Raw genomic sequence first — 24,959 nt, 5'->3', positions numbered from 1 at the left:
AAAACAACATGATAATTTCCCTCCACCTCACTGCCAAACAGTGAGCAACTTCGCACCTTACTGATGAATTATGCGAACTCCGATTCTTAAGGAAGAGATGGTAATTATGCAAAACATGGATGCAAAGCAATCGTTTACAGCACAACTATTTGTTAATGGTGCGCCAGTAGCCTTAGCCGGCAAATTCCTCCAAAAAAAATTAGACGACCCCAACACTTCGGAATACTGGGCCGGCGTCTATCGCAAGCAAATGGAACGGGTGAAGGACATGCTCACCCACGGCGAAGGGCTTACCCCAGAGACCTTCCTCTTCGCTCACCACGACGGTGTCTACACCATCAAAGTTGCAGATGAGAATGGCCAGTTCATTTATAACGCGAGCATGGAAGGCGAGCTTCGCAACTTGACCGCCTCCAATACTGACAACCCAACGTACTTCCATGTCATCAATCGTCTGGGCGACAGCGTAAAACTTGATGATCTGCCGGAAGAACTTACTAGAATTCGCCTTCATACCGGACCACAACATCGGGAAGTTCATAACTATGGCGACAACGGACCTAACTTTTCGGCGCTGACCGACATGGAAGGTCGCGGCGGCCGCCTGGTATTTTTCGAACTGAAAATCCTCGAGCGAAAAGTTCTCCAGTGAATAATTCTAAGTAATGCCCTGAAGAAACAGATTAATCCAGCGCACTTGCTGGACTCGAAAAAACCGGTCAACCCATGACCGGTTTTCCCCCCGTACAACCTGATGTTCTGCGCGATCAGATCGACCCGACAGACTCATTCGCTGCATTGATTGTATGCCCTGCCATTTCTCGAATCGCCTACCCAACTCAAGCGGCCGGAATCGACTTTGCAAAGTCCATGGACAACACATCGGGCAAACCGTCTTCCACCGCATGCAGCAGCGCCTGGCCGACGCCGGCAATACCCAGCATCAATCCAAGATCGGGGACATTGCGCTCTTCAAGAAAGCCTTCATTGAAGAAGTTGTGGGCAACCTGAGATAGCGTGCGTTTTACCTTGGCGATGCCTGCCTCGTTGTGGGTGTCGCGGTAAAGTTTCAGCAAGCACACAAGGTTGCCGAAATCCCCGTGACACAGGCTGTAACCAGACTCCAGTCCCTGCTCCCAGACATGACGTTCGCAGCGCTCTGCATCCCGCTCAAGCGTGACCCTGGTTTCGGCGTCCAGCACCTCGGCCATCGACTGAAGCAACCAGCGCCGACAAAGCAGAATGCCCGCGTCGCCATGGCACCATTTGATCGTGGTCGAAGACTTTGCGCTCTCTCGCAGATCAAGCCAGAAACCATCAACCGTAAGGCGGTTCTCTGCTTGCAACCACTGGGTGATCAACCCTGGCAGCAGAGGATCTTTGGTCACTTCCCAGACTTTGCCCAGCGCCATCAACACGCCGGAAATACCGTGGGAAAAACCGGTCCACAGCGGTTTGCCCGTCGCTTTGAGGAGCAATGTTCCGTTTTCCAGCGTCAGCGCGGACTGAATCGCCTGCGAGCATCTTTCGATCAGGGGCAGTAACGTTTCGCGTTTTTCAAGTTGATAGAGATTCACCAGCACGGTCACGGCCCCGCACCAACCGTGAATGAAATCGAACTCGTCGCCGTCCCGTGGAAAATCCTCCAGTTTGAGCAACTGTTCCTCAATGATCGCCTGGTAAGTCAGGCGCCCAGAGATTAGCTGGTAATTGACCAGAACGTAGAGATAGGAGGTCAGGCCGAAATAGGCACTGACGCTCGATTCGCTTGGAAAATGGCCTTGGGACTTGGTCATCGCGCACAAGATACGCTCGGCCTCGTTCAAATAACGGGGTGTACGGCTGGTTCGGAACAGGCTCAGGTAAAAAATCGCCAGGCCGCCCATCCCGTTATACAAACCGCTGCCCATGGGCGTAATGAAATGACGCTGGGTTCGTGGGTGCGTGTCCATGAATGTCCAGGCGACATCACCTTCCTCGCCGTCGATGCGCAGCCGCTCTATGACCACGGAAATGCTGATAGCGCCTTCGAGGTACTGCGCCCGGCTGAGCTCCTGCACCGCTCTCAAATGATGCGCACGGTTGAGTGGCAACGCTTCATTGGCGACGGGGAACAGGCACATTTGCAATATATGCATTTGCGACGCTTTGTCTGCGGGAGACAGGTTTTCCAACTTCCGGCGGCAACTGTCTAACGGACGCTCGATGGCCAAAGGAGCAACCGCCTGACCATGGGCGTTAATCAATTGGCTGGAAAGCAAAGGCATGGTGAAGCAAGGAATGTTGGCCTTCTTCAGATCAACGATTTCATGCCCGGGAATGTTGTAATCGTTGAGTGTTTCGCTCAGATCCGACCACAGGGTCGCCAACAGCAATTCATGCTGAACAGCGCACCGGGTAAAGCGAGGATGGAGCATCATCGCGATGAAGTCCGCGTAACGCTGGGTATTTTTGATCAGAACGCGGGTCTTCAATGTCCCGGCATGCTGCGCGAGCAAGTCGAGTACGGCGCCCCGGTGATTGATTAATTCATCGTAACCGCGCTCGAAACCGCGGAGAAAGGCGTCTTTGTAGTCAGTGACCGAGTGCGTTTCGCCATTGAAAACGGGCAGATGCCGAATGACCGGACGACTGTCGAAGTCGACATTTTTCAAGCGGTAATAGCCCTGCTCGCGGACCAGCTGTTTTCTTTTACCCGCGAATTGTTGCTGTCGGCTCAGACCACTGTAGTCATTCTCTGAGTCCGGTGAATACGGCACGAAGCCGCTGGAAAATACTGACTGCCCATTGAGCTTGATGGTTTTGAACAGCGCGCGACTGTGAGGCAGATTGGTACGCAAATCGATCATGGCCGAAGTGAACAGGCACTCCAGATCGATCATCACCGGGCTACTGCCGCAGGCGATCAGGTTTTCGTAGTGAAAGTCGATGCCGTTCAAGGCATGAATTACCGCGACCTGGGCGCCCAAGCGCTGGAAAAAAAGAGCCAGGTCCGCTTCCGACTCACAGGCCAGATTTTCTATTTTCTCAATCCAGCAACGGTTTTCCCGAGACACCATGACAGGCGCGTAAATGGCAAAACCGGGATCTCCGGTTCTGTCATGCAAGTGCTGCAGCAATGCACTGTAGAAAATCGCTTCGCGGTTACTCCTTGGCTTGTACACCAGCGACTGACCACTGACCTGAATGAAGCAGACCGTCTCACCATTGGCATGGGCGTCTCCCTGGCCGAGGACTATCGAGTCGATGCGCTTTGCAACCAATGCAAAAGCCGACTCGAGTCGATTGAAGTCTTCGTCGAAATGCTCGATGACCCTGTACAGGTAAGCCACCGTGTCTTCAATCATCTCCACCAGCAAACACGCCAGCACCGGGTATGCCCCCAGGAATTCAACCAGCGCCTCGCCTGCCAGCGCCTGGTCAAACGTTTCCAGATCCACCTCGGCACCTTCGGATATCCGACTGTTCAATTGATGAACCAGCGACTTTTCCGATAGATACTTCACTCTGGCCGTTATATACGCGCGAGCACTTGGCAAAAATGTTATTACATCAATCAACTCACAAACAGAAGTGTATTTAGCGTCTTTTTCGAAAGAATATTTTAAATAATCATACCAGGAAGCGCAAAACCAGCCGAAACTTTCTTCAACACCCACCTCGCACTCAACCGGCAAAAAAGATAGGGTTCTGATTTTTTCTTCACGACTTTTAACTGCCGGCGAACACACATTATTATCGCTGGACGCAAGAAGACGGGAATCATTAAGTAATGTTTCCCGATCGACACCGAAATGACGCAGCGTGGCTTTATCATTCTTGTGTAAAAGATCGAGAGTCTTGCGCAGCATCTCTTGATCCAGCGCTGATTGTGCGCCCCATGTATTGCGTTCAGTGAAATTCAAAACATCAGTCAAAATTGCTCACCACTCGTGGTAAAGCAAGGTGGCTCACGACCCACCTTGCTTTAGTGGGAAATTAGCAGCCGCAGCCCAGAGCGGTGCACTGCAAGGTGCCGCACGACATATTGGTGCACATACCTTCCCCGCCGACATTGGCATCGCCAGCACTTACGTAAGCTTCGAACTCGGCATCCAGTTCACCGGACAGATCCATGATTTGCTCTTGCATAAGTTTCTCCTGATAATATTAGTCGCCTTGTTGGCGCCCATTTAATTTATCACTCAGAACTCTATGCCACCGCTTATCAATTCAAACCAAATGTAAACCCACATATTCTTAAGCACTACAACCAGAAACAACTTCCAACAATGCACTTACAAGTCACACAGACAGTTACAACCAAAGCCATCAATCACGCTGACAGCTCAACAAAATCGATCGACAGATGCTTTTGTAAACTTGACCAAATATTACCGCACACTAATTCAAACTAATCAGCGTTTACTTTCTCGCATAAACTTTTTTGATTCTCAAAAAAATGCCCATCACACGATGGGCACTCACAGCTTCACACCACCGCGACTCGCGCAAATCCCTCGCGAATTTTCTCTTCCGGCAAATCATCGGCGATGAACACAATCACGCTCTCGCGCACTTCGTCCTCGGCCCATTCGGTGTCCCAGTCGAAACCGTACAACTTCAGCACGCCCTGAAACACCATGCGGCGCGGTTCGCCAAGGATGTTCAAAACGCCTTTGTAGCGCAGCAATTGCTTGCCATGATCTTCCAGCAGCTCGTTCATGAACTCACTGAGCTTGTCGATATCGAGCGGTTTGTCGGTACGCAGCACCAGGCTGGAAATGCGGTCGATGGACGGGGCTTGGCTCACCGGGCGCAGACTCATGCCCCCACCGAGGTCAGCATTGAGATTGAAGCCGCGCACATCGAGCAGTTCGGCCAAGTCGATATTGCCGTGGTCGACCACACGGATCGGTGCGCGACGATTGATACGGGTCAGTCGTTCGCTCAATGCGTTGAAGCTCGGCTCGTCTACCAGGTCGCGTTTACTCACCAGCAAGCGGTCGGCAAAACCGATCTGCGCCTGGGCGATGGTCTGGCTCAGGTGTGTGTCGGCGTGCGCCGCATCCACCAGCGTGATGATGCCGTCGAGGATGTAGCGCTCGCGCAATTCCTCATCGATGAAAAAGGTCTGCGTCACCGGTGCCGGATCGGCCAAACCGGTGCATTCGATTACCAGACGGTCGAACGCGATATCGCCGCAGTCCAGGCGTTCGAGCAGCAGATACAAGGCCTTGGTCAGGTCGGTGTGGATGGTGCAGCAGACGCAACCGTTGGACAGCGTCATCACTTGTACCGGCTCGTCGCCCAACAGTTGGGTGTCGATGCCGGCGTCGCTGAATTCGTTTTCGATCACGGCGATTTTCAGGCCGTGCTCGGCTTTGAGCAGGTGGCGCAGCAAGGTAGTTTTGCCGGCGCCGAGAAAGCCGCTGAGGATCGTGACGGGGATTGGAGCTGACAAAAGAAGATCTCCCATGCGCTGAAAAAACTGTAGGAGCCCGGCTTGCCGGCCATAGCGACCTGAAGATCGCTATCGCCGGCAAGCCGGGCTCCTACAGTCGTGTGTTGCCTAGACCTCGTGCCTCAACAGCACTTCGGCCCACCCTTGCCACCGTAACGGGCCTCCTGACGTTCGCGAAAGAACATCTCGTAACTCATTACCGGTTTGTCCGGGTGTTTGGTTTGCATGTGCTCGACGTAATTGTCGTAGTCGGGCATGCCGACCATCAGGCGCGCGGCCTGACCGAGGTATTTACCGAGGCGACTCAGGTCATTGAACATGCTGCACTCCTCGCTCAAGCATCCGGCAGGGCCTGGAATGGCGACTCTTTATCCGTACGTTCTTTTTTACCCCAGGAGGCAATGCCAACCTTGAGTGCATAGAACAGGATACTGAACACCACGAACAGGAACAGCGCGGTCAGTGTTGCGTTGGTGTAGGCGTTGAAGATCACGTGCTGCATCTGTGTGATGTCCTTGGCCGGGGCAAGGATCTGACCATTGGCCAGGGCATCGCTGTACTTCTTGGCCAGGGCCAGGAAACCGATCGCCGGGTTGGCGTCGAACAGCTTGATGAAGCCCGCCGTGGTGGTGCAAATCAGCAGCCATGCCGCTGGCAGCAAGGTCACCCAGATGTAGCGCTGGCGTTTCATTTTGATCAGCACGACAGTGCCGAGCATCAGCGCGATACCGGCCAGCATCTGGTTGGAGATACCGAACAGCGGCCACAAGGTGTTGATACCACCCAACGGATCGATCACGCCCTGGTACAACAACCAGCCCCACATCGCCACGCAACCGGCGGTCGCGATCAGGTTGGCGGTCCAGGATTCGGTACGTTTCAGCGATGGCACGAAGGAACCGAGCAAATCTTGCAGCATGAATCGACCGGCACGGGTACCGGCGTCCACCGCCGTCAGGATGAACAGCGCTTCGAACAGGATCGCGAAGTGATACCAGAACGCCATGGTGTTCTCACCCGGCAATACACTGTGCAGGATTTGCGCGATACCGACCGCCAGGGTCGGCGCACCGCCCGCACGGGCCAGGATGGTGGTTTCACCGATGTCGTGGGCCACCGCTTGCAGCGCTTCCGGAGTAATCGCGAAACCCCAACTGCTGACCACTTGCGCAACGGCCACCACATCACCGCCGACCACGGCGGCCGGGCTGTTCATGGCGAAGTACACACCTGGTTCAATCACCGAGGCAGCGACCATGGCCATGATGGCGACGAACGATTCCATCAGCATGCCGCCGTAGCCGATGTAACGGGCGTTAACCTCGTTATCCAGCAGTTTCGGCGTGGTGCCGGAAGAGATCAGCGCATGGAAACCGGACACCGCGCCACAGGCAATGGTGATGAACAGGAACGGGAACAGCCCGCCCTTCCATACCGGACCGGTGCCGTCGATGAACTGGGTCAGTGCCGGCATTTTCAGCTCGGGCATGGTCACCAGAATGCCGATGGCCAAGGCGACGATGGTGCCGATTTTCAGGAAGGTCGACAGGTAGTCACGCGGCGCCAGAATCAGCCATACCGGCAAAACGGCAGCGACAAAACCGTAGCCAATCAGCATCCAGGTGATCTGGATTCCGGTGAAGGTAAACGCTTTGGCCCAGACCGGATCGGCGGCAATCTGCCCGCCCAGCCAGATCGAACCCAGCAGCAGCAATACACCGATCACGGAGATTTCACCGATACGGCCCGGGCGGATGTAGCGCATGTAGATGCCCATGAACATCGCGATCGGGATGGTCGCCATCACCGTGAAAATGCCCCAAGGGCTTTCGGCCAGGGCCTTGACCACGATCAGCGCCAGCACCGCGAGGATGATAATCATGATCAGGAAGCAGCCGAACAGCGCGATAGTGCCGGGGATGCGGCCCATTTCTTCGCGGACCATGTCACCCAGAGAGCGACCGTTGCGGCGAGTCGACATGAACAGGACCATGAAATCCTGCACCGCACCGGCCAGCACCACACCGGCGATCAGCCACAGCGTACCGGGCAGGTAGCCCATTTGCGCCGCCAGCACCGGACCGACCAGAGGCCCCGCGCCAGCGATAGCCGCGAAGTGGTGACCGAAGAGGATATGTTTGTTGGTCGGTACGTAGTCCAGACCGTCATTGTTGAGTACGGCGGGGGTGGCGCGTCGCGGGTCGAGTTGCATCACATTGTTAGCGATGAACAGACTGTAGTAGCGATACGCAACCAGATAGATGGCCACTGCAGCGACCACAATCCACAAGGCGTTGATCGCCTCGCCGCGGCGTAATGCCACTACGCCAAGGGCGCACGCTCCTACGATTGCCAGCACCAGCCAGGGTATGTGGCGTAGCGGGCTATTATTATTTTTCATTTTATGATTCCAGCCAGAGTGGACAAGAAAGACAGCCACTCCGAGTTTAGCTCTCCTGACGGCAAAGACCATACCCAACATTGGTCTAGACGCCCCTGCGTCCTGGCAGCCTTTAACAATGCCGGTCTATAGTCAGCGTACATTTCCGAGGATCGCGCCATGAGCGAACACCCTGCCGAACGTCGCCGCTTCAAACGTATTGCGTTCGATGCCCGAACCGAGCTGATTCAGGGCGAATTTATCTGGCCGGTGAAGTTGATTGACCTGTCACTCAAAGGTTTGCTGATCGAACGCCCGGAACCGTGGCTGGGGGATCGGGCAAAGGACTTTTCAGTCGATATTCATCTGAATGATGACAATGAAATCAGGATGGATGTGCATCTGACCCACGAAGATCATGGCCAATTGGGCTTTGTCTGCCGTCACATCAGCCTGGAGTCTATCGAGCGGCTGCGGCGGTTGATTGAGCTTAACCTGGCTGATCCGCTGGAGCTGGAGCGAGAGTTGGGCGCCCTGATCGAAGCCTGAGCGCCTACAGGGGGCGGCGTTATTCAAACAACGCGTCGAGTGCCTGTTCCAGACGGGTTACTGCAATGATCTGCAATCCCGGCGGAGCTTCTTTCGGTGCATTGCCCTTCGGTACGATGGCACGCTTGAAGCCGTGTTTGGCCGCTTCTTTCAGGCGCTCTTGGCCACTCGGCACCGGACGCACCTCGCCGGACAGGCCTACCTCACCGAACACCAGCAAATCATGGGGCAACGGACGGTTGCGCAAACTCGACATCACCGCGGCCATCAACGCCAGGTCGGAGGCCGTTTCCAGCACTTTGACGCCGCCGACTACGTTGAGGAATACGTCCTGATCATGGGTAGGAATGCCGCCGTGACGATGCAGGACCGCCAGCAACATCGCCAGTCGGTTCTGGTCCAGGCCCAGCGTTACCCGACGCGGATTGGCCAGATGACTGTCATCCACCAACGCCTGGACTTCCACCAGCATCGGTCGCGTCCCTTCCCAGGTTGCCATGACCACACTACCCGGGACCTCCTCCTGAGCACGTGTCAGAAAGATCGCCGAAGGGTTTGAAACTTCTTTCAAGCCTTTATCGGTCATGCCAAAGACGCCCAATTCGTTAACCGCGCCGAAACGGTTCTTCACCGCCCGCAGGAGGCGCAAACGCCCATCGGATTCGCCTTCGAAATACAGGACCGTGTCGACCATATGCTCCAGAACGCGCGGACCGGCCAGCGCACCTTCTTTCGTCACGTGGCCCACCAGGAAAATCGCCGTGCCGCTCTGCTTGGCATAGCGCACCAGCAACGCCGCGCTTTCGCGAACCTGGGACACGCCGCCCGGCGCCGATTGCAGTTGCTCGGTGAAAATCGTCTGGATCGAGTCGATCACCATGACCTTGGGCTTTTCCAGCCGGGCGGTGGCGATGATGGTTTCGATACAGGTTTCGGTCATGACGCGAAGCTGATCCTGAGGCAACCCCAGGCGCCTGGCGCGCATGGCCACTTGCTGCTGGGATTCTTCGCCGGTGACATACAGCGCCGGCATAACCTTCGCGAGGTTGCACAAGGTCTGCAACAGAATGGTCGACTTGCCGATACCGGGGTCACCGCCGATCAGCACAACCGAACCGTCGACCAAGCCACCACCCAGCACTCGATCCAGCTCGCTGGATGCGGTGGAAAAGCGCGGAATTTCCTCGACGCTGACTTCGGCCAGGGTCTTGATCTGTGCCTGCTGGCCGGTCCAACCGGTGCGACCGCTGGGTGCCGCGGCCCCGCCGCTCTCCACCATGGTCTCGGTCAATGTGTTCCAGGCGCCGCATTCACCGCACTGGCCGGCCCACTTCGGGAAGGTTGAGCCGCACTCCGTGCAGCCGTACATGCGCTTGGCCTTGGCCATCTGAACTCCCGGCAAAAACCGCGATGATAGCGCAGGTGGACTGGGTGAGCGCGGTGGAGTTGCCCAGCGGATCCTGAACATCATCTTTTCTCGCTGACTGAACTCTTCATTCAATGATCTCTTGATAAAAACTTGTACAAAGTTTCGCTCGATAGCTCGTTACTACGGCCCACTACCTGTACAACCCCGTGACATTTCAAACTTGCGCGTACAACTTGCAAAACAACAACCAACCAACCAACCAACCAACCAACCAACCAACAAAACTATAAATCCCCCCTGCTTCGATCACCCGCAGAAAATTCTTAGCCCGCAACTTTCAAGTCGCGCTTTATTCCTTTGGCTTTCAATGACCCGGACTTCTGCTCGTCATAAACCAATGAACTGCCGGTAAGAAAAAACCAATGATGACGACGTGCATTATTAAGGAAACGGCAATGCAGCCCCAATCTTGCCAATTCTGCAGTAATGGCATTTTGTAAACTTTTCGCAAATGCTCAGGTCGATAGAGGGCTGCTCTGTAAGCAGGCGTGTCGAGCAAGATCTGTTTTGCTGATTTACACTGCGTTCACCAACCTCATCTGTAACAAGGAAATAACCTATGGGCGTGATAAGTGAGTTCAAGGCCTTCGCGGTCAAAGGCAACGTGATCGACATGGCCGTCGGCATCATCATTGGCGCCGCCTTCGGCAAGATCGTTACCTCGTTTGTCGGTGACGTGATCATGCCGCCAATCGGGCTGTTGATCGGTGGGGTGGACTTCAGTGACCTGGCCATAACGCTCAAGGCTGCCAGCGGCGACGCGCCGGCGGTGGTGTTGGCGTACGGTAAATTCATCCAGAGCCTGATCGACTTTGTCATCGTCGCTTTCGCGATCTTCATGGGCATCAAAGCCATCAACCAACTGAAGCGTGAAGAGGCCGTCGCTCCTTCCCTGCCGCCGGTTCCAACCAAAGAAGAGGAATTGCTGGGAGAAATTCGCGACCTGCTCAAGGCCCAGAACAATCGGCCTGGACCGCTTTAACGGAATAAAAAACGGCGCCCATTGGCGCCGTTTTTTCTACCAAAAGTTTTCCACAGCCACCTGACCGGGCCGTCGGCTGAGACTCAAATGCATGTCGCGCTGTTTGAGCAACTTGCGTGTGTCATCGATCATCTGTGGGTTGCCGCAGAGCATGACTCGTGAGTATTCGGGCGTCAGCGCTACCCCGGCAGCACGCTCCAGCTCGCCATTTTCGATCAGTGTGGTGATCCGTCCACTCAGGGCGCCGGGATGTTGTTCACGGGTCACTGTGTTGATGAGCTGCAACTTGTGCGCGTATTCCGCCAGATAGTCGCGCTGTGCCAGCCCGGCGATCAACTCCTGATACGCCAGTTCGCGGGATTCGCGCACGCTGTAGACCAGGATGATTCGCTCGAATTTTTCCCATACCTCGAAGTCCTGCAGGATCGACAAAAATGGCGCGATCCCCGTTCCTGTGGATAACAACCACAGATCACGCCCGTTAACGAAGCGATCAAGCGTCAGGTAACCATAAGCCTGGCGGTCGACCAATAGCGTATCGCCGACACCCAGCCGACTCAGTTCACTGGTGAATTCGCCACCCGGAACGACAATGGAAAAGAACTCGAGAAACTCGTCAAAGGGTGATGACACCATGGAGTAGGCACGCCAAACCGTGGTGCCGTCAGACTTGGTCACACCCAGCCGGGCAAATTGCCCTGAGCGAAATCGAAAGCCCTTATCCCTGGTGGCCCGCAGGGTAAACAGGTTCGGCGTCAGGGGCTGGACGTCCAGCAAGGTCTGGCGAGTAAATTTCTCTTCACTGGCGGTCATGGGTGGCTCCATTCAACGGATATCCGCAGTGTCTCGCAAAGTGGAGGCCATAAACACCGATGTTTTGTAGTGCCTTTTAGCCAAAAACTCTTATTCTCATTTAGCTCGGCAAGTAAACAACAAGTACCACATCACTAAATAGTTAACGCCGGCAGGAGGCTACTTACATTAACATCGCCATACAATTAACTACTCCCTATTGGCTCGCCATTAGAACCAGATACTCCATTGTAAAATTTAAATACAGCAAAAGATTCTCAACGTGAACATAGGAAAAGTCCTACACTCCAGCTCGCGCAGACACGTTGGATCCAACTGCGCCCCTAAAGAAAAAAATTAGAGCTGGAGTTAACGATGGAACGGTGGAAGGAGCTGCAACTCATACAATTATCCAATACAACGGAAATGGAGAGTGCCTATCGGATCTCATTGAGTTTCGCGAAAAATATTGGTTTTAAATTTTTTGCTTTTTCAACAAGTTACCCTACAAAAAACGAACAGTTCCATACTGTTCGGTTCAACAATTATCCAACCGACTGGAACGCTGAGTACGAAAAAAACAAGCATGCAGCCATTGATCCGGTAGTGGCGCATTGCAACCATTCCGTACTCCCAATCCTTTGGACAGAAGAGCTCTATAACGGTGCACCTTGGCTATGGGATGACATGGAAGCCCAAGGATTGCAGCACGGCTGGTCACAATCCGTTCACGACAAGGAAAGCGGCCTGTGCAGCATTCTGAGCCTGGCCAGAAGCCATTGCCCGGTTAGCGCATGGGAGCTGTATGAAAATCTCGGTTTCTCCGTGTTCATTGGTCAACACCTGCATAAATTGATCGCGCAGACGCTGCCCAAGGCGCCTGCCAAACCTGCTGCTCCGCATTTGTCGCCACGGGAAGTCGACGTATTGAAACTGGCAGCGGATGGCAAAACAGCCTATGAGAGCGCGAGAATTCTTAATCTCAGCGCTCGCACCATCAATTTTCATGTCCAGGAAGCCATTCGCAAACTGGGGGTCAATAACAAGGTTTCAGCGGTCATCGCCGCCGTCAAGGCCGGGTATCTCAACAGTGGTGCGCTGCGCTGAGCAGAAAAACCTGCGGGTAATCCGACTCAAAAAAACGTACCATTCGCGGTCCCATCCTGAGTGATGTCGTGTGAACTCCCGCGACGTAGTCCACTCGGACGGCCCCGCCCGCCAAGACGCTCCTGAGCCGCGGGACACCCGTTGATTACTCTGAGCCCCGCCCCATGCCTTTGCTCGAAAGCCCTTTCGCCAGCCTCGACCTGATCCGCCAGCCCGAACAGCAGAATGAACCGCTGCAAGCCTTTGATGCGGCAGACGAGTACCTTCTCAATCATCTGGCCGAACAGCAGCCTGCGGCCGACCTGCGAGTGCTGGTACTGAATGACAGTTTCGGTGCTTTGGCCGCCAGCCTGGCGGGCAAGGTCAACGTAACCAGCAGCGGCGATTCGTATCTGGCCCTTCAGGGGCTGGAAAAGAACCTGACGCGCAATGGCCTGGCGTTCGATGCGGTGCCGCATCTACCGTCCAGTGAATCCGTGACGGGACCGTTTGACCGGGTGCTGGTCCGGGTGCCAAAGACACTGGCCTTGCTCGAAGAGCAACTGATCAGTCTGCAAGGCCAACTGGCGCCCGGCGCCCAGGTAATTGCCGGTGCGATGATCAAGCACTTGCCACGTGCCGCCGGTGATTTGCTGGAACGCTACATCGGCACGGTCCAAGCCTCACTGGCGGTGAAGAAGGCCCGGCTGCTGATCGCCACCGCCGAAAACAAAACGCCGGTTGCGTCCCCCTACCCGACCCGCTATCGACTGGACACGCCAGCAGTCGAATTGCTTAACCACGCCAACGTGTTCTGCCGTGAAGGCCTGGACATCGGTACGCGGGCGTTTTTACCGCACTTGCCGAAAAATCTGGGCACAGCACGGGTCGCCGACCTTGGTTGCGGGAACGGCGTACTCGCCATCGCCAGCGCGCTGCAAAACCTCGATGCCCATTACACACTGGTGGACGAATCGTTCATGGCGGTGCAATCGGCCGCCGAAAACTGGCGCGCGGCCCTGGGTGACCGGGATGTGATCGTGCGTGCCGGCGATGGCCTGGCCGGACAGGAGCCGCAGTCACTGGACGTAGTGCTGTGCAATCCGCCCTTTCACCAGCAACAAGTGGTCGGTGACTTCCTGGCCTGGCGGATGTTCCAGCAAGCCCGGGAGGCGTTGGTGGTGGGCGGTGCGCTGTATATCGTCGGCAACCGTCACCTGGGTTATCACAGCAAGCTTGCGCGCTTGTTTCGCGGTGTCGAGCAAGTGGCGGCCACGCCGAAATTCGTGATCCTCAAGGCCCGTAAATAACGGCCAAAAAAAACCCTCCGTCAGGAGGGTTTGCAATCCGTGCCGCGAGACAACGGGACGGGATCTCAGGTTTTCAGTGAGTCGTCAGGCCAGCGGCGTTCATGAACATCCGCATCAGGCTGGCAACAATGAACAATGCACCGACGCTGCCAGCCCAGATCATGGCCAGCCAGCCAAGCCGCTGCCACAGCGGTTTTTTTTCGGCTTGTTGAATGTCGTTCAGGGATGGTTTGTTGATCATTGCTTCAACCCTCTCGTTAAGGTCGATGGTGTCTGTGATGACACCATCGCAAGCAGCCTCGCTCCCACGTTCGCGGTGCAGGGCTCTAGTGATAACCATCTTCATGGGTCACCTTGCCGCGAAACACGTAGTAGCTCCAGAAGGTGTAGCCCAGGATGAACGGGATGATGAACAGCGTCCCCACAAGCATGAAGCCCTGGCTCTGTGGCGGCGCGGCAGCGTCCCAGATCGAAATCGACGGTGGCACGATATTCGGCCACAGGCTGATGCCCAAACCGCTGTAGCCGAGGAAGATCAGCACCAGCGTCAGCAGGAACGGCGTGTAGTGCGCGTTGCGCGCCACCGCGCGGATCAGGCCATACAACGTCACCAACACCAGAATCGGCACCGGCAGGAACCAGAACAGGTTCGGCAAGGTGAACCAGCGTGCCGCGATCTCGGCGTGGGCCAGCGGGGTCCAGATGCTGACAATGCCAATCACCGCCAGCAGAACAAACGCCAGTGGCCGCGCCAAGTCATGCATCTGCTCCTGCAATTTGCCTTCGGTCTTCATGATCAGCCAGGTGCAGCCAAGCAGCGCATAGGCCACCACCAGCGCGGCTCCGCAGAACATGGTGAACGGTGTTAGCCAATCGAGAGAACCACCGGCGAACTGACGGTTGACTACCGGCAAGCCATCAATGAAAGCGCCCAGCGCGACGCCCTGGAAGAAGGTTGCCGCGACCGAGCCACCGATGAACGCCTTGTCCCAGAGATGGCGCTTGTCGTCCTTGGCCTTGAAGCGGAACTCGAACGCCACGCCACGGAAGATCAGCCCGATCAGCATGAAGATCAGCGGCAGGTATAACGCCGAGAGCACCACCGAATAGGCCAGCGGGAAAGCGCCGAATAACGCCGCGCCGCCCAATACCAGCCAAGTTTCGTTGCCGTCCCAGACCGGGGCCACGGTGTTCATCATTACGTCGCGATCGGTCTTGCCCGGAATGAACGGGAAAAGAATCCCGATCCCCAGGTCGAAGCCGTCCATGACCACGTACATCATGATGCCGAAGATGATGATCACGGCCCAGATCAGCGGAAGATCAATACCCATGATTCAAATCTCCTTGGTCACGACGTGGTCGTTATCGGCGTGATCGTCATCGGCTGCGGAAAGCGGACGCGCCGGCGTGCGTTTCTTGCCAGGGCCACCGTCGTTGGTTTCCTTGCCTTCGTCGATCTTCGGCCCTTTGCGCACCAGGCGCATCATGTAGCCCAGACCGGCGCCGAACAGCGCGAAATACACCACCACGAACAGGATCAACGTGATGCTCATCTGCATGAAGCTGTGGTTGGAGGACGCATCCGCCGTGCGCATCAGCCCGTAGACCACCCACGGTTGACGACCGATTTCAGTGGTGAACCAACCCGCGAGAATCGCAACCAGTCCCGACGGTCCCATCCACAGCGCGAGGTACAGGAACGGGCGCGAGGTATACAGCTTGTCGCGCTTGCGCAGCCACAGGCTCCACAAACCGGTGAAGATCATCAGGAATCCGAGGCCGACCATGATCCGGAACGACCAGAACACGATGGTTGAATTCGGCCGGTCTTCGGGCGGGAATTCCTTGAGCGCCGGCACCTGTTTATCCAGCGAGTGGGTCAGGATCAGGCTGCCCAGGTACGGGATTTCGACGGCGAACTTGGTTTTCTCTTCTTTCATGTCCGGCCAGCCGAACAGGATCAGCGGAGTCGCCTCGTTGCCTTTGTTTTCCCAGTGGCCCTCGATCGCGGCAATTTTTGCCGGTTGGTGTTCGAGCGTGTTGAGACCGTGGAAGTCACCAATGACTGCCTGAATCGGCGCCACAATCAGCGCCATCCACATGGCCATCGAAAGCATGGTGCGAATCGCCGGATTGTCCTTGCCGCGCAGCAAGTGCCAGGCCGCCGAGGAGCCGACGAAGAATGCCGTCGCAACGAACGCCGCCGTGGCCATGTGCATCAGGCGATAAGGGAACGACGGGTTGAAGATCACGGCCAGCCAGTCGGTGGGAATGACCTGGCCGTTGATGATTTCGAAGCCCTGGGGAGTCTGCATCCAGCTGTTGGACGCGAGAATCCAGAAGGTCGAAATCAGCGTACCGATGGCGACCATGACCGTTGCGAAGAAGTGCAGGCCACGCCCGACCTTGTTCCAGCCAAACAGCATGACGCCGAGGAACCCGGCCTCCAGAAAGAATGCGGTCAGCACTTCGTACGTCAGCAGCGGCCCGGTTACGGACCCGGCGAAGTCGGAAAAACGGCTCCAGTTGGTGCCGAACTGATAGGCCATGACCAGCCCAGAGACCACCCCCATGCCGAAGTTGACGGCAAAGATCTTCGACCAGAAGTGGTAGAGGTCACGGTACGTATCGTTGTGGGTTTTCAGCCACAAGCCTTCGAGTACCGCCAGGTAACTCGCCAGGCCAATGGTGATGGCAGGGAACAGGATGTGGAATGAGATGGTGAACGCGAACTGAATTCGGGCGAGATCAAGTGCCTCTAAACCGAACATAAGTCTTCCTCTGTCAGGTAGTACGGCTGCTGGCTGGAGGCCTGCATCCTCGGTCCCCACGGATATGGAGTGCGGCGAATCTCTATTGTTCTTTTTTTCTACGCATCACAACGCAGGGAGTCTGGCCTTGCGGCCGCCAGATCGATTGCTGCTGAAGGTTTTGATCTGGATCAAGTAACGTTGAAAGAGTAGTCCCATTTCTCGGGGTAAACCGCGTGGTCTTTTGCCGCGTGACAAGTTGCCTCATAGGGCTGTGGTATTCACCGTGGCGAGCGAGCTTGCTCGCGCTCGACTGAGCAGCGGTCGTCATAGCGATAAATGCGGTTTACCTTAAGCGCCGAAATGCCAGGTTTGAGGCCGCTTCGCAGCCTGATGGGAGCAAGCTCTCTCGCCACAGGAATCTGGCCGGCTGATGGTCGATATCTAGCTAACTAAATTTTCTCTCATGGCAACTTCCTGTTACAGGTTGGTGATAATCTCGCCCTTCCCCTCCCGCAGATTTGCCCTCAAATGCCCAGCCAAGAGCCCTTGCTGTTACGTCATCACCGCCCTTTCATCGCGTTTTGGCTGGCACGGGTCTTTACCGCCAGCGGTTTTCAGATGCTCACGGTGGCCATTGGCTGGAACCTCTATCAACTGACCGGCAACGTGCTGGACCTGGGCCTGGTCGGGTTGGTGGAGTTCGCACCTCGGGTGCTGTTCATGCTGCACACCGGGCACGTGGCGGACCGCTATGACCGGCGCAAGGTTGCGGCGATCTGCCAGTCTGTTCAGGCGCTAATTGCCCTTTCGTTGGCAATCGGCAGCGCGACCGACCATGTCACCCGGGAAATGATCTTCATCCTCGCATTCCTGCTGGGCGCCGCGCGCTCTTTCGAAATGCCGACCACTCAGGCCTTGCTGCCGAGCATCGTTCCCAGCGCGCTGTTTCCCCGCGCCGTTGCCGCCGCGCAATCGGCCCAGCAATCGGCGACCATCGTCGCTCCGGCCCTTGGCGGTTTGCTCTACGCGTTTGGCAGCGTCTGGGTCTACGGCCCGACAGTGATCCTGTACATCATTGCCTGTTCGCTGATGCTCAATCTGCCCGCCCGGCAAACGCCGCTGAACAAGGGCAAAGCCACCCTGGATTCGTTGCTGGCGGGTATCCGCTTCATTCGTAGCCGCCCGGACATCCTCGGGGCGATTTCCCTTGATCTGTTCGCCGTTCTGCTCGGTGGCGCCACGGCATTGCTGCCGGTATTCGCCAAGGACATTCTGCTGACCGGTCCGTGGGGATTGGGTCTGCTGCGTTCGGCACCAGCGGTGGGGGCGCTATTGATGTCACTGTTCCTGGCGCGATTTGCCGTGGAACGCAATGTCGGGCGGGTGATGTTCACCGCTGTAGGCGTGTTCGGCGTGGCGACCATCGCCTTCGGTCTTTCGACCTCGTTCTGGTTTTCCCTCGCCGTGCTAGTGGTGCTGGGCGCGGCAGACATGATCAGCATGGTGATACGCGCGTCCTTCGTACAACTGGAAACCCCGGACGAAATGCGCGGCCGGGTCAGTGCCGTGAACGGTCTGTTCATCGGCGCCTCGAACCAGTTGGGCGAGTTCGAATCCGGCCTGACCGCCCACTGGTTCGGCACCGTGCCAGCAGTGGTCATGGGCGGCATCGGCACGCTGGTGGTGACCGGGACCTGGATCAAACTCTTCCCGACCCTGGCCAATCGCGACCGAATGCATGTGCCCAAGGAAGAGGTGAAGGCAGACGCCGTCTAAACCACCAACTCCCCCGCCACCGCCGTTCGCATGGCTTTGCCGCAGAGCTGTTCCACCAGCGCCAAGGCGAACGCCAACGCGGCGCCCGAACCTTGGGCGGTGATGCAGTTGCCATCGACCACCACCGGTTGATCGACAAAGTTGCAGCCAGACAGTTGATGGCTGGCCGAAGGCAGGCACGTCATGCGCCGCTGGCGCAATACGCCAAAGGCTTGCAGTGCCAGTGCCGGGGCTTCGGCGATGCCGGCGAACAGGCGACCGGCTGCGGCCTGGTCCTTGATCAGTTGTTGCAAGGGTTGATGGGCTGCCAAATGCTGTGCCCCGACGGCACCGCCGGGTAGAACGATCAGGTCGAATGGCTGGGCCAGCAAATCCACCAGCATCGCATCGGTCGTGACGCGAGTGCCACGGGCGCAGGTGAGCATGCGCCGACCTTCGATGCTGGCGACCACCACTTCCACTTTGGCGCGGCGTAGCACATCGACCAGGGTGACTGCTTGCAGGTCATCGATGCCCTCGGCGAGGGTAATCAAAGCTCTAAAGGTCATGAGTGCAATCCACGGAATGATCTTTAGAGCGTAGTCAGCTTTGCTGACCCTTGTTCGAGCCCAGCCGTTACTTGATGTAAAGCTGCGTCGACATTGTGTTGCCCGGCGCGTTGATCGACGTGTTGCTGAAGGTGAAGGTGCCTTCCTGTTTGCCCGCCAGATCGATGATATAGAGATAACCGACGGTTTTTTTACCCACGGTGCATTCGGTCAGGTTGCCGTTATCAAAAGCACACACCGGCGTACGGGTTCCGTTTACGTCAAAACCATCCAGGGCGACATGCGCATTGCGCCCATAGCCGACTTCCAGCACGAAAACCCGAATGTTCGGGCCGGTGTGATTGCAGCTCGTCTGCTCCTGCCCTTCGGCAATGCTTTCAAAACCACAGGCCGGCGACTCGACCTTGAGCACTTTCACCTGGGTCAACGGCGCAGCGGATGCCGCCAAAGCGGAATGGGCCAGCGAAGCCATCAAAATACCCAAGCCGATCAACAGACGCTTTTTCATGCAATACCCACCCCAAAAAACCAGCGCGCAGTATGGCCGGTTTGGACCAAACGCAAAACTTCGACGACGATCACCGCCATAAGCAGCCATAACCCTGTGCTGCTGGTATGATGCGCGGCTTTTTCCGACCCACAGAAAATTCCCGGGCGCCTGCAGTGGTCTGTGCTTTGCTGTTGAGGTCGATACATTCACGGCGCCGGGCGCGCCACGGGGAGCAGACATGCTGGAAAGGCTGTTTCAACTCAAGGCACACAACACCAATGTACGCACCGAGATCCTGGCGGGCGTCACGACCTTTTTGGCCATGGCCTACATTCTGTTCGTCAACCCGAGCATCCTCGGCGAGACCGGCATGGACAAGGGCGCGGTGTTTGTCGCCACCTGCCTGGCCGCAGCCATCGGCTCGACGGTCATGGGCCTGATCGCCAACTACCCGATCGCCCTCGCACCGGGCATGGGCCTGAACGCCTTCTTTACCTACACCGTGGTCCTGCACATGGGCCATACCTGGCAAGTGGCGCTGGGCGCGGTATTCATCTCGGCAGTGTGTTTCTTTCTGCTGTCGATCTTCCGCATCCGTGAATGGATCATCAACAGCATCCCGCTGCCGCTGCGCTCGGCGATCGCAGCCGGCATCGGCCTGTTTCTGGCGCTGATCGCCCTGCATAACGCCGGCATCGTCGTCAGTAACCCGGCAACCATGGTTGGCCTCGGTGACTTGAAGCAACCTGCTCCGATCCTCGCCACCCTCGGCTTTGCCCTGATTGTTGCCCTTGAAGCCCTTGCCGTGCGCGGTGCGGTGCTGATCGGCATTCTGGTGGTGACTATCGCCTCGATCGCCTTGGGCTTCACACCGTTCGGTGGCGTGATGTCGATGCCACCTTCGCTGGCCCCGACCTTCCTGCAACTGGACATCAAGGGCGCACTGGACATCGGTCTGGTCAGCGTGATCTTCGCTTTCCTGTTCGTTGACCTGTTCGACAACTCCGGCACCCTGATCGGCGTCGCCAAGCGCGCCGGGCTGATGGGCAAGGACGGCCACATGCCGAAAATGGGCCGCGCCCTGATCGCCGACAGTACCGCGGCCATGGCCGGTTCCCTGCTGGGCACCTCAACCACCACCAGCTACATCGAATCCGCCGCCGGCGTGAGTGCCGGTGGCCGCACTGGCCTGACCGCCGTCGTGGTGGCGATCCTGTTCCTGCTGGCGCTGTTTTTCTCGCCACTGGCCTCCAGCGTCCCGGCGTTCGCCACTGCGCCAGCACTGCTATTCGTCGCCGTACTGATGACATCCGGCCTGGCCGAAATAGACTGGGACGACATCACCGTTGCCGCACCGGTAGTGATTACCGCGCTGGCCATGCCGTTCACTTACTCCATCGCTAACGGTATCGCCTTCGGTTTCATTTCCTGGACCGCCATCAAGTTGATGTCCGGTCGCGGCCGAGAGCTGAACCCGGCGCTGGTGATCCTGTCGATTCTGTTCGTGATCAAACTGGGTTGGTTCAACGCATGACTTTTGATTCCCAGGCCTACGCCGTTCAGCTCGAAGAAAAGGTTACGCATCTGCGTGACCTGCTGGCCCCGTTTGATGCTCCCGAGCCAGCCGTTTTCGATTCGCCGCTGAAAAACTTCCGCCTGCGCGCCGAGTTCCGCCTGTGGCGCGAAGCCGGCGAACGTCACTACGCAATGTTTTCCCAGGAAGACAAACGCACGCCGATCCTGATCGAAGAATTCCCGATCGCGAGCCTGCGCATCAATCAGTTGATGCCGCAGCTCAAGGCGGCATGGCAGGCCAGTTCGGCCCTGAGCCACAAGCTGTTTCAGGTGGAGTTCCTGACCACCCTGGCCGGCGATGCGATGATCACCTTGTGCTACCACCGTCCGCTGGACGAGCACTGGCATGCAGCCGCCACGAAACTCGCGACGGATCTGAACGTCAGCGTTATCGGCCGCTCCAAGGGCAAGCGCGAAGTTATTGGTCATGATTATGTGGTCGAGAAACTGGAAGTCGGCGGCCGCACCTTCAGCTACCGGCAGCCCGAAGGCGCGTTCACCCAGCCCAACGGCATGGTGAACCAGAAGATGCTCAATTGGGCGTTCGACGCGCTCGGTGATCGCTCCGACGATTTGCTGGAGTTGTATTGCGGTAACGGCAACTTCACCCTGCCGCTCGCCACCCGCGTGCGCAAGGTGCTGGCCACCGAAATCAGCAAGACCTCGGTCAACGCAGCTTTGAGCAATCTCAGTGAAAACGCTGTGGACAACGTCACGCTGGTGCGCCTGTCCGCCGAAGAACTGACCGAAGCCCTGAACGAAGTGCGTCCGTTCCGCCGCCTGCACGGCATCGACCTCAAGAGCTACGAATTTGGCAGCGTCTTCGTCGACCCGCCCCGCGCCGGCATGGACCCGGACACCTGCGAGCTGACCCGGCGCTTCGACAATATCCTGTACATTTCCTGCAATCCGGAGACCCTGGCGGCCAACATCGCCCAACTGCACGACACCCACCGCATCACCCAGTGCGCGATGTTCGACCAGTTCCCGTGGACCCATCACATGGAATCCGGGGTGTTGTTGACCCGGCGTTGATTTCCGACGTCAGGCGCAAAAAAGCCGTCATCACGACGGCTTTTTTTGTGGGTGCAATCCCGAATGACAAAACACTACCGGATCACCCCGGCTGATTTTTTCGATATTCGGTCGTGGTAATGCCCTTATATCCCCAGTTATCGGTGTCGACTTCTTCGATCACGATGTGGGTCAGCTCCGGCGGCTTGCCGAGGACGCGTTGCAAGGTTTCGGTAATTTCGGCGATGACCTGGGCTTTCTGCTCCCGGGTAACGCCGTCACGGGTGATACGTACGCTGACGAAAGGCATGCTGCTTCTCCTGCTCGGCTGATTAAGAAAGGCTTACCACACGAACCCACTGTATCTGTGTGCCGGCATCTGATAAATACTGAATCAGACACTTCATTTGATCCCCGGTGTAATCAATCATGCAGCGACAATTCGACGATCTTCAACTGGGCAGCATCGAGCTCTTTTGCCTGGCCGCTGAGGCTGGCAGCTTCACCGCGGCGGCGCTGGTAGCGGGTGTGACTCCGGCTGCGGTTAGCCGTTCGGTGTCGCGCATGGAGGAACGCCTGGGCGTTCGATTGTTCGCCCGTACCACCCGCAGCGTCAAACTGACTGACAGCGGTCGCCGTTATTACGAGGAATGCCGCCAGGCGCTGGCGCAATTGGTCGAAGCCCAGCGCGAAGTCATGGGTCAGCAGCAAGTGCCGTCCGGGACCCTGCGCATCAGCATTCCGACCACCTATGCGCACCATCGAATCCTGCCGTTGCTGCCGGAGTTTCGAGCGCGGTTTCCGGCGGTGAAGGTCGAATCGCACATCAGCAACCGCAATATCGATTTCGTTGGTGAAGGCTATGACATGGCGATTCGTGTGCGGGCCATCCCGGATTCCGGCCTGATCGCGCGGCAACTCGAAGACGCCGCGCTGGTGATGATTGCCAGCCCCGACTACCTAAAGCGCGCCGGCACGCCGCAAACCCTCGATGACCTGCAACAACACGAATGCATTCAATACGAACTGCCCAGCAGTGGCCGGCGCATTGCCTGGTTGTTCCATGACAACGGCGTTGAGAGGGAAATTCTGGCCGAGGGCAATTTCAGTTGTTCTGACGATGTATTGGGTGGCGTGACCCTGGCGAAACACGGGGCGGGGCTGTTTCAGACCTATCGCTTCATCGTCGAGAAGGAATTGGCCGTTGGATCGCTGGTGGAAGTGCTCAAGCCGTACGGCGGACGTTCGCGACCGTTTACATTGCTCTATCCGCAGAGCCGGCATATGCCGTTGCGGCTGCGCGCGTTCATCGATTTTTTGGTCGAGCATTTGCCGCGCTGACGTTGAAAGCGTCCGATCACCGCACACAATACGCCCACGAACCGGCTCTACAATTGACCTAATTAACCAGCTAGTACAATTTATCTCCACAGGCTGAAATCTTGGCCGATGCCAAAAATAATAAGTGGAGAAAATTCGATGTCCCCCATCATTCTGGTGCTCAACGGCCCGAATCTGAACCTGCTCGGCACCCGTGAACCGGCGACGTACGGCCACGAAACCCTGGCTGACATTTCCGCCATGTGCGGCCGCGCCGCCGAAGAGTTTGGCCTGGCGGTGGAGTTTCGCCAGACCAACCACGAAGGCGAATTGCTCGACTGGATTCACGCCGCCCGCAAGCGCTGCGCCGGGATCGTGATCAACCCGGCAGCCTGGACCCACACTTCGGTGGCAATCCGTGATGCGCTGGTTGCCAGTGAATTGCCAGTGATCGAAGTGCACCTGTCCAACGTCCACGCCCGTGAACCGTTCCGTCATCACTCCTTCGTCTCGGGCATTGCCACCGCGGTAATGGCCGGTTTCGGCAGCCATGGCTATCGCCTGGCACTGGAGCATTTCAGCCAACGCCTGAAGGGGTGAGTGCCATGAACCAGAACCAAACGGTATTGGCCGGACTGATCGGTGCCGGCATCCAGGCTTCCCGCACTCCTGCGCTGCACGAGCACGAAGGCGATGCCCAGGGTTTGCGTTACTTGTATCGCCTGATCGATCTCGATCAATTGAAACTCGACAGCAACGCCCTGCCCGACCTGCTGACGGCCGCCGAGCGCATGAACTTCACCGGCTTGAACATCACGTTTCCGTGCAAGCAGGCGATTATTCCGTTGCTCGACGAGTTGTCGCCGGAAGCACGGGGTATCGGTGCAGTGAACACCGTGGTGTTGAAGGACGGCAAACGCATCGGCCACAACACCGATTGCCTGGGCTTTGCCGAGGGTTTTCGCCGGGGCTTGCAGGGCGTCGCCGTTGAGCGTGTCGTACAGATGGGCGCCGGTGGCGCTGGTGCAGCGGTGGCCCACGCGTTATTGAGCGAAGGCGTACAACAGCTGAGCATTTTCGACGTGGAGATCAGCCGCGCCCAAAGCCTGGCGGACAACCTCAATCAGCATTTCGGCAGCGGCCGCGCGGTGGCCGCTCATGATTTGGCGCTCACGCTGGCCGAGGCTGACGGCCTGGTGAACACCACGCCTATGGGCATGAAAAAACTGCCGGGCATGCCTGTGCCGGTGGAGTTGCTTCGATCTGAGTTGTGGGTAGCAGAGATTGTCTACTTCCCGCTGGAAACCGAACTGCTGCGCAACGCCCGAGCCCTGGGTTGCCGCACGCTGGATGGCGGCAACATGGCGGTTTTTCAGGCGGTGAAGGCGTTTGAATTGTTCAGCGGCGTGGTGCCGGATGCGCAGCGAATGCTGGCGCATTTTCAGAGCATGAATGGCTGACGCAACGTGTAGGAGCCGGCTTCCTGGCGATGACGATAGTACAAACGCA

General features: G+C 57.2%; 24 protein-coding genes. 11 read left to right on the top strand and 13 right to left on the bottom strand.

Going from position 1 to position 24,959, the window contains the following annotated elements:
* The first annotated feature begins 106 nt into the window (after positions 1-106).
* On the top strand, positions 107-652 hold the full coding sequence (locus tag ABVN21_RS27080; protein WP_339555037.1) for a hypothetical protein: 546 nt from the start codon (positions 107-109) through the stop codon (positions 650-652).
* 187 nt (positions 653-839) lie between these two features.
* Here ABVN21_RS27080 and lanM read toward each other — a convergent pair whose 3' ends face one another.
* The 5 genes from lanM to ABVN21_RS27055 all read right to left on the bottom strand — a co-directional run bounded on the left by lanM (position 840) and on the right by ABVN21_RS27055 (position 7,844).
* Positions 840-3,917: a type 2 lanthipeptide synthetase LanM gene (gene lanM, locus ABVN21_RS27075; RefSeq protein ID WP_339555036.1), complete on the bottom strand. Its 3,078-nt coding sequence runs from the start codon at positions 3,915-3,917 to the stop codon at positions 840-842.
* Positions 3,918-3,978: 61 nt separating this feature from the next.
* Complete coding sequence (locus tag ABVN21_RS27070) at positions 3,979-4,131, bottom strand: hypothetical protein (RefSeq protein ID WP_339555035.1); 153 nt, start codon at positions 4,129-4,131, stop codon at positions 3,979-3,981.
* Positions 4,132-4,471: 340 nt separating this feature from the next.
* Entirely contained in the window at positions 4,472-5,443 is a 972-nt protein-coding gene (yjiA, locus tag ABVN21_RS27065) for a GTPase (protein WP_339555034.1), read from the bottom strand.
* Positions 5,444-5,565: 122 nt separating this feature from the next.
* Complete coding sequence (locus ABVN21_RS27060) at positions 5,566-5,763, bottom strand: YbdD/YjiX family protein (protein ID WP_007895266.1); 198 nt, start codon at positions 5,761-5,763, stop codon at positions 5,566-5,568.
* Positions 5,764-5,777: 14 nt separating this feature from the next.
* Positions 5,778-7,844, bottom strand: a complete 2,067-nt coding sequence (locus ABVN21_RS27055) for a carbon starvation CstA family protein (RefSeq protein WP_339555957.1) — start codon at positions 7,842-7,844, stop codon at positions 5,778-5,780.
* Positions 7,845-8,003: 159 nt separating this feature from the next.
* Between ABVN21_RS27055 and ABVN21_RS27050 the strand changes: the two genes are divergently transcribed.
* Positions 8,004-8,372: a PilZ domain-containing protein gene (locus tag ABVN21_RS27050; protein ID WP_339555956.1), complete on the top strand. Its 369-nt coding sequence runs from the start codon at positions 8,004-8,006 to the stop codon at positions 8,370-8,372.
* 19 nt (positions 8,373-8,391) lie between these two features.
* Here ABVN21_RS27050 and radA read toward each other — a convergent pair whose 3' ends face one another.
* Positions 8,392-9,759 (bottom strand): DNA repair protein RadA, encoded by a 1,368-nt coding sequence (gene radA / locus ABVN21_RS27045; RefSeq protein WP_339555955.1) that lies wholly within the window; start codon positions 9,757-9,759, stop codon positions 8,392-8,394.
* 601 nt (positions 9,760-10,360) lie between these two features.
* On the opposite strand from radA, the gene mscL reads away from it, so the two are divergent.
* Positions 10,361-10,783 carry a large-conductance mechanosensitive channel protein MscL gene (gene mscL / locus ABVN21_RS27040; RefSeq protein ID WP_339555954.1) on the top strand — a complete coding sequence of 141 codons (423 nt, stop codon included), beginning with the start codon at positions 10,361-10,363 and terminating at the stop codon, positions 10,781-10,783.
* Between the two features lie 36 nt (positions 10,784-10,819).
* On the opposite strand, the gene ABVN21_RS27035 is transcribed toward mscL, so the two are convergent.
* Positions 10,820-11,596: a ferredoxin--NADP reductase gene (locus tag ABVN21_RS27035; RefSeq protein WP_339555953.1), complete on the bottom strand. Its 777-nt coding sequence runs from the start codon at positions 11,594-11,596 to the stop codon at positions 10,820-10,822.
* 354 nt (positions 11,597-11,950) lie between these two features.
* Here ABVN21_RS27035 and ABVN21_RS27030 point away from each other — a divergent pair, with 354 nt between their 5' ends.
* Together ABVN21_RS27030 and ABVN21_RS27025 are read left to right on the top strand one after the other, a co-directional pair.
* Positions 11,951-12,682, top strand: a complete 732-nt coding sequence (locus ABVN21_RS27030; RefSeq protein ID WP_339555952.1) for a LuxR family transcriptional regulator — start codon at positions 11,951-11,953, stop codon at positions 12,680-12,682.
* Between the two features lie 164 nt (positions 12,683-12,846).
* A complete protein-coding gene (locus ABVN21_RS27025) occupies positions 12,847-13,971 on the top strand; it encodes a methyltransferase (protein ID WP_339555951.1) in 1,125 nt (374 codons plus the stop codon).
* A gap of 73 nt (positions 13,972-14,044) precedes the next feature.
* On the opposite strand, the gene ABVN21_RS27020 is transcribed toward ABVN21_RS27025, so the two are convergent.
* From ABVN21_RS27020 to ABVN21_RS27010, 3 genes are all read right to left on the bottom strand, one after another.
* On the bottom strand, positions 14,045-14,212 hold the full coding sequence (locus tag ABVN21_RS27020; RefSeq protein WP_339555960.1) for a DUF2474 domain-containing protein: 168 nt from the start codon (positions 14,210-14,212) through the stop codon (positions 14,045-14,047).
* Positions 14,213-14,297: 85 nt separating this feature from the next.
* Entirely contained in the window at positions 14,298-15,305 is a 1,008-nt protein-coding gene (cydB, locus tag ABVN21_RS27015; RefSeq protein ID WP_339555950.1) for a cytochrome d ubiquinol oxidase subunit II, read from the bottom strand.
* Positions 15,306-15,308: 3 nt separating this feature from the next.
* Positions 15,309-16,745: a cytochrome ubiquinol oxidase subunit I gene (locus ABVN21_RS27010; RefSeq protein ID WP_339555949.1), complete on the bottom strand. Its 1,437-nt coding sequence runs from the start codon at positions 16,743-16,745 to the stop codon at positions 15,309-15,311.
* Between the two features lie 510 nt (positions 16,746-17,255).
* Between ABVN21_RS27010 and ABVN21_RS27005 the strand changes: the two genes are divergently transcribed.
* Entirely contained in the window at positions 17,256-18,503 is a 1,248-nt protein-coding gene (locus ABVN21_RS27005) for an MFS transporter (protein WP_034148196.1), read from the top strand.
* Here ABVN21_RS27005 and ABVN21_RS27000 read toward each other — a convergent pair.
* Both ABVN21_RS27000 and ABVN21_RS26995 read right to left on the bottom strand, forming a co-directional pair.
* Positions 18,500-19,051, bottom strand: a complete 552-nt coding sequence (locus tag ABVN21_RS27000; RefSeq protein WP_339555948.1) for a DJ-1 family glyoxalase III — start codon at positions 19,049-19,051, stop codon at positions 18,500-18,502. The two genes, ABVN21_RS27005 and ABVN21_RS27000, sit on opposite strands and share 4 nt — an antisense overlap.
* Positions 19,052-19,118: 67 nt before the next feature.
* Positions 19,119-19,559 (bottom strand): DUF4879 domain-containing protein, encoded by a 441-nt coding sequence (locus ABVN21_RS26995; protein ID WP_339555959.1) that lies wholly within the window; start codon positions 19,557-19,559, stop codon positions 19,119-19,121.
* A 220-nt stretch (positions 19,560-19,779) separates the two neighbouring features.
* Here ABVN21_RS26995 and ABVN21_RS26990 point away from each other — a divergent pair, with 220 nt between their 5' ends.
* Both ABVN21_RS26990 and trmA read left to right on the top strand, forming a co-directional pair.
* A complete protein-coding gene (locus ABVN21_RS26990) occupies positions 19,780-21,075 on the top strand; it encodes an NCS2 family permease (protein ID WP_339555947.1) in 1,296 nt (431 codons plus the stop codon).
* Positions 21,072-22,151 carry a tRNA (uridine(54)-C5)-methyltransferase TrmA gene (gene trmA, locus ABVN21_RS26985; RefSeq protein ID WP_339555946.1) on the top strand — a complete coding sequence of 360 codons (1,080 nt, stop codon included), beginning with the start codon at positions 21,072-21,074 and terminating at the stop codon, positions 22,149-22,151. The genes ABVN21_RS26990 and trmA overlap by 4 nt, the downstream gene beginning before the upstream one ends.
* An 82-nt stretch (positions 22,152-22,233) precedes the next feature.
* Here trmA and ABVN21_RS26980 read toward each other — a convergent pair whose 3' ends face one another.
* Positions 22,234-22,440 carry a 4-oxalocrotonate tautomerase family protein gene (locus ABVN21_RS26980; protein WP_339555945.1) on the bottom strand — a complete coding sequence of 69 codons (207 nt, stop codon included), beginning with the start codon at positions 22,438-22,440 and terminating at the stop codon, positions 22,234-22,236.
* 119 nt (positions 22,441-22,559) lie between these two features.
* On the opposite strand from ABVN21_RS26980, the gene ABVN21_RS26975 reads away from it, so the two are divergent.
* The 3 genes from ABVN21_RS26975 (at position 22,560) to ABVN21_RS26965 (ending at position 24,910) form a co-directional block, all read left to right on the top strand.
* Positions 22,560-23,471, top strand: a complete 912-nt coding sequence (locus ABVN21_RS26975; RefSeq protein ID WP_339555944.1) for a LysR family transcriptional regulator — start codon at positions 22,560-22,562, stop codon at positions 23,469-23,471.
* Positions 23,472-23,609: 138 nt separating this feature from the next.
* A complete protein-coding gene (gene aroQ, locus ABVN21_RS26970; RefSeq protein ID WP_339555943.1) occupies positions 23,610-24,050 on the top strand; it encodes a type II 3-dehydroquinate dehydratase in 441 nt (146 codons plus the stop codon).
* 5 nt (positions 24,051-24,055) lie between these two features.
* Positions 24,056-24,910: a shikimate dehydrogenase gene (locus ABVN21_RS26965; protein ID WP_339555942.1), complete on the top strand. Its 855-nt coding sequence runs from the start codon at positions 24,056-24,058 to the stop codon at positions 24,908-24,910.
* Positions 24,911-24,959 lie beyond the last annotated feature (49 nt).

The organism is Pseudomonas sp. MYb327, from assembly GCF_040438925.1.
Classification (GTDB): Bacteria; Pseudomonadota; Gammaproteobacteria; order Pseudomonadales; family Pseudomonadaceae; genus Aquipseudomonas.
Note: the sequence above shows the minus strand (reverse complement) of the source record. Positions and strands in the feature narration are given on the sequence as shown.

Coding starts and splice junctions, on each gene's coding strand:
- ABVN21_RS27080 (WP_339555037.1), top strand. CDS start 107: ATGCAAAACATGGATGCAAAGCAATCGTTTACAGCACAACTATTTGTT.
- ABVN21_RS27070 (WP_339555035.1), bottom strand. CDS start 4,131: ATGCAAGAGCAAATCATGGATCTGTCCGGTGAACTGGATGCCGAGTTC.
- ABVN21_RS27060 (WP_007895266.1), bottom strand. CDS start 5,763: ATGTTCAATGACCTGAGTCGCCTCGGTAAATACCTCGGTCAGGCCGCG.
- ABVN21_RS27055 (WP_339555957.1), bottom strand. CDS start 7,844: ATGAAAAATAATAATAGCCCGCTACGCCACATACCCTGGCTGGTGCTG.
- ABVN21_RS27050 (WP_339555956.1), top strand. CDS start 8,004: ATGAGCGAACACCCTGCCGAACGTCGCCGCTTCAAACGTATTGCGTTC.
- radA (WP_339555955.1), bottom strand. CDS start 9,759: ATGGCCAAGGCCAAGCGCATGTACGGCTGCACGGAGTGCGGCTCAACC.
- mscL (WP_339555954.1), top strand. CDS start 10,361: ATGGGCGTGATAAGTGAGTTCAAGGCCTTCGCGGTCAAAGGCAACGTG.
- ABVN21_RS27035 (WP_339555953.1), bottom strand. CDS start 11,596: ATGACCGCCAGTGAAGAGAAATTTACTCGCCAGACCTTGCTGGACGTC.
- ABVN21_RS27030 (WP_339555952.1), top strand. CDS start 11,951: ATGGAACGGTGGAAGGAGCTGCAACTCATACAATTATCCAATACAACG.
- ABVN21_RS27025 (WP_339555951.1), top strand. CDS start 12,847: ATGCCTTTGCTCGAAAGCCCTTTCGCCAGCCTCGACCTGATCCGCCAG.
- ABVN21_RS27020 (WP_339555960.1), bottom strand. CDS start 14,212: ATGATCAACAAACCATCCCTGAACGACATTCAACAAGCCGAAAAAAAA.
- cydB (WP_339555950.1), bottom strand. CDS start 15,305: ATGGGTATTGATCTTCCGCTGATCTGGGCCGTGATCATCATCTTCGGC.
- ABVN21_RS27010 (WP_339555949.1), bottom strand. CDS start 16,745: ATGTTCGGTTTAGAGGCACTTGATCTCGCCCGAATTCAGTTCGCGTTC.
- ABVN21_RS27005 (WP_034148196.1), top strand. CDS start 17,256: ATGCCCAGCCAAGAGCCCTTGCTGTTACGTCATCACCGCCCTTTCATC.
- ABVN21_RS27000 (WP_339555948.1), bottom strand. CDS start 19,051: ATGACCTTTAGAGCTTTGATTACCCTCGCCGAGGGCATCGATGACCTG.
- ABVN21_RS26995 (WP_339555959.1), bottom strand. CDS start 19,559: ATGAAAAAGCGTCTGTTGATCGGCTTGGGTATTTTGATGGCTTCGCTG.
- ABVN21_RS26990 (WP_339555947.1), top strand. CDS start 19,780: ATGCTGGAAAGGCTGTTTCAACTCAAGGCACACAACACCAATGTACGC.
- trmA (WP_339555946.1), top strand. CDS start 21,072: ATGACTTTTGATTCCCAGGCCTACGCCGTTCAGCTCGAAGAAAAGGTT.
- ABVN21_RS26980 (WP_339555945.1), bottom strand. CDS start 22,440: ATGCCTTTCGTCAGCGTACGTATCACCCGTGACGGCGTTACCCGGGAG.
- ABVN21_RS26975 (WP_339555944.1), top strand. CDS start 22,560: ATGCAGCGACAATTCGACGATCTTCAACTGGGCAGCATCGAGCTCTTT.
- aroQ (WP_339555943.1), top strand. CDS start 23,610: ATGTCCCCCATCATTCTGGTGCTCAACGGCCCGAATCTGAACCTGCTC.
- ABVN21_RS26965 (WP_339555942.1), top strand. CDS start 24,056: ATGAACCAGAACCAAACGGTATTGGCCGGACTGATCGGTGCCGGCATC.